The 3,546-nt window shown below is 56.6% G+C and carries 2 protein-coding genes; both read left to right on the plus strand.

Annotated features, from left to right (window positions below; genetic code table 11):
* The first annotated feature begins 179 nt into the window (after positions 1-179).
* Entirely contained in the window at positions 180-1,901 is a 1,722-nt protein-coding gene (ilvD, locus tag K8V32_RS07575; protein WP_303905311.1) for a dihydroxy-acid dehydratase, read from the plus strand.
* A gap of 276 nt (positions 1,902-2,177) precedes the next feature.
* The coding region (gene ilvB, locus K8V32_RS07580) for a biosynthetic-type acetolactate synthase large subunit (RefSeq protein ID WP_303905314.1) at positions 2,178-3,546 on the plus strand (1,369 nt) is incomplete at its 3' end.

Consider the following 3,546-nt stretch of genomic DNA (forward strand, 5'->3'; position numbering starts at 1 on the left):
GAGCAACGAAGAGAAACTTTATCAAAGAATTTCCGTTAGACAAAATTCAAAGTCAGCCTGGTAGTGACCAGCATACCGGATGCCAAATCTGCTCCAACCAAGCCGTACGGAATCAATTGTCTCAGACACGATCGGTCACGTGAAGTTTTGCAGGACTTCGCATCAGTAGGATTTACCCCATGACGTCTAAGAACCCCGAAATCGATATGAAGCCGCGTTCGCGCGATGTAACTGACGGATATGAACGTGCACCAGCGCGCGGCATGCTCCGAGCAGTGGGCATGGGCGATGATGACTGGGATAAGCCGCAAATTGGTATTGCCTCGTCCTGGAATGAAATTACACCGTGCAACCTATCGCTCGATCGTCTGGCCGAAGCCGCAAAGACCGGTGTTCACGCAGCCGGGGGATACCCGCTGCAGTTTGGAACCATCTCGGTCTCCGATGGTATTTCCATGGGCCACGATGGGATGCACTTCTCACTGGTCTCTCGAGAGGTGATCGCTGACTCGGTGGAAACCGTCATGATGGCTGAACGCCTCGATGGCTCCGTATTGCTGGCAGGCTGTGACAAATCACTTCCGGGCATGCTGATATCGGCCGCACGCTTAGATCTGGCCTCAGTCTTTGTTTATGCCGGTTCGATCATGCCTGGCTATGCCACACTATCCGACGGTGTAGAGCGGCAGGTTACCCTGATCGACGCGTTTGAAGCAGTGGGCGCTTGCGCTCGCGGCACGATGTCGTTAGAAGATCTCGATGCCATCGAACGTGCGATCTGTCCTGGTGAAGGTGCCTGTGGTGGAATGTACACCGCAAACTCGATGGCTTCGGTTGCCGAAGCGCTCGGGATGTCGATCCCAGGTGCTGCCGCCCCTCCCTCGGCTGATCGCCGTCGTGACTATGATGCGCGCAAGGCTGGCGAAGCGGTCGTCAACCTATTGGCCAAGGGCATTACTGCTCGCGACATCATGACCAAGGAAGCCTTCGAAAACGCAATCGCCGTCATGATGGCATTTGGTGGTTCCTCAAACACCGTGCTGCACCTGCTGGCCATCGCTTATGAAGCCGGCGTGGACTTGAGCCTGCATGACTTCAATCGCATTGGCGACAAGATCCCACACATCGCGGATATGAAACCTTTTGGCCAATACGTCATGACCGACCTGGACCGTATCGGTGGTGTTCCTGTGGTTATGCAGGCGCTACTGGATGAAGGACTGATCCACGGTGACGCACTGACTGTCACGGGCAAGACGGTTGCTGAGAACCTGGCAGAGCTGAAGCCAAAGAAACTCGACGGCTCAGTGCTGCGTAGCATGGATGAACCAATCCACAAGACCGGTGGTCTAACGATTCTGCACGGCTCGATGGCGCCAGAAGGTGCCGTTGTGAAATCGGCTGGCTTCGACGCTGAAGTCTTCGAAGGTACCGCGCGCGTCTTTGAACGTGAACAGCAGGCCATGGATGCGCTGGAAGCCAATGAGCTCAAAGCCGGCGACGTCGTCGTCATCCGCTATGAAGGACCAAAGGGCGGACCGGGCATGCGTGAAATGCTGGCCATTACCGGTGCTATTAAAGGTGCCGGCCTAGGCGCTGATGTTTTGTTAATCACTGACGGACGCTTCTCCGGTGGTACCACCGGACTGTGTATTGGTCACATCGCACCGGAAGCAGCCGTTGGTGGCCCAATTGGACTGGTCGAAGACGGTGACATTATCCGCGTAGATATAGCCAACCGCAGCATCGATCTACAAGTGTCGGAGGATGAACTGGCACAGCGTAAAGCAAACTGGAAGCCAATCCCGCCGAAGTTCACCGGCGGTGTGCTGGGCAAGTTTTCCCAACTGGTTCAGTCGGCAGCAGTAGGCGCACACTGTAACGTAGAACACGACAGCTAAACGGCGCTCCTGCTCGGGGTGCGCTCGATTTGACAATTTCGGGCATAACGACCATTATGAGGACATGTCGAAGACCCTAGTAGTCGTTATTTAGCAGCGCATGGACTGACGAATTCAGTTTGGCTCCCAACGCCTTCCATGCGCTGAACCCCGAGCAGGCAGACCGCCGAAGCCGGGGTTTTTTTATGGGCATCGCAAAACCGCGAAGAACCCTACGACGTGAACGACGTCGACAGCAATAACTGCACAACTTACGACTGATCGAGGCACACTGAAATGAGTTCCGGATCAAATATCACCCCCTCGGTGATGCCAGCTCACCCGCCGCAGCGGGAAAAAACCGTACATGACTCTGACGCACAGGCTGTTCCTGGCCCAAATCGGGTAGTAGAACCCACCAAGATGACCGGGGCCCAGGCCATTGTTCGTTCACTCGAAGAACTAGGCGTCACCGATGTCTTCGGATTGCCCGGCGGTGCGATTCTGCCCACCTATGACCCACTGATGGATACCTCCCGTATCCGCCACATCCTGGTGCGTCACGAACAAGGTGCCGGCCACGCAGCCCAGGGCTACTACCTGGCCACCGGCAAAACCGGTGTGGCCATTGCAACCTCAGGTCCCGGGGCAACCAACCTAGTAACCGCGATTGCAGATGCCAACATGGACTCAGAGGCCGTGGTGTTTATTACCGGCCAGGTCGGTTCCAAACTCATTGGCTCAGATGCTTTCCAGGAAGCCGATATCGTGGGCATCACCATGCCGATCACCAAACACTCGTTTTTGGTGCGTCGTGCCGAAGACGTTCCGCAGGCCCTAGCTGAAGCCTTCTACATTGCCAATACCGGCCGTCCGGGGCCTGTCTTGGTCGACATCACCAAGGACGCCCAGGAATCCGACATGGAATTCTCCTGGCCTCCGGTGATGGATTTGCCGGGCTACCGTCCGGTGACCCGCGGCCACTCCCGTCAGGTGCGCGCAGCGGCCAAGCTCATTCAGGAGGCCAAACGTCCGGTCCTGTACGTCGGTGGTGGCACGATGCGTGCCCAAGCCGCCGAAGAACTCGCCGAATTAGCGAAACTGACAGGCGCTCCAGTGGTCACTACCTTGAACGCCCGCGGTATTTTCCCCGATGACGATCCACAAAACCTGGGCATGCCAGGGATGCACGGAACCGTTGCTGCAGTTTCTGCACTACAGATGTCCGACTTGCTCGTTACCTTAGGCGCCCGCTTTGATGACCGGGTCACCGGGCAGCTGGCATCTTTTGCCCCGCTGGCCAAGATCATCCACGCGGATATCGACCCGGCAGAAATCTCTAAGAACCGCATCGCCGATGTGCCCATTGTGGGTGACGTCAAAACGATCCTGCCAGAACTCTCCGATCAACTTCGCGCAAGCTTTGCTGAACACGGTAGCCCGGATCTGACCGAGTGGTGGGACATCGTCAATAAGACCCGCGAAACCTATCCGCTGGGTTACACCCCCACCGACGACGGCCTACTGGCACCACAAAAGGTGCTGGAAACCTTATCGGAAATTGCCGGTCCTGAAGCCATCTACGTGGCCGGTGTTGGCCAACACCAGATGTGGGGCGCGCAATTCATTGAATATAACCGTCCAAACCAGTGGATGAACTCCGCCG

The organism is Enteractinococcus helveticum, assembly GCF_020742345.1.
Classification (GTDB): domain Bacteria; phylum Actinomycetota; class Actinomycetes; order Actinomycetales; family Micrococcaceae; genus Yaniella; species Yaniella helvetica_A.

Excerpts from the sequence above, each read along its gene's own strand:
- ilvD (WP_303905311.1), top strand. The coding sequence starts at position 180 with ATGACGTCTAAGAACCCCGAAATCGATATGAAGCCGCGTTCGCGCGAT.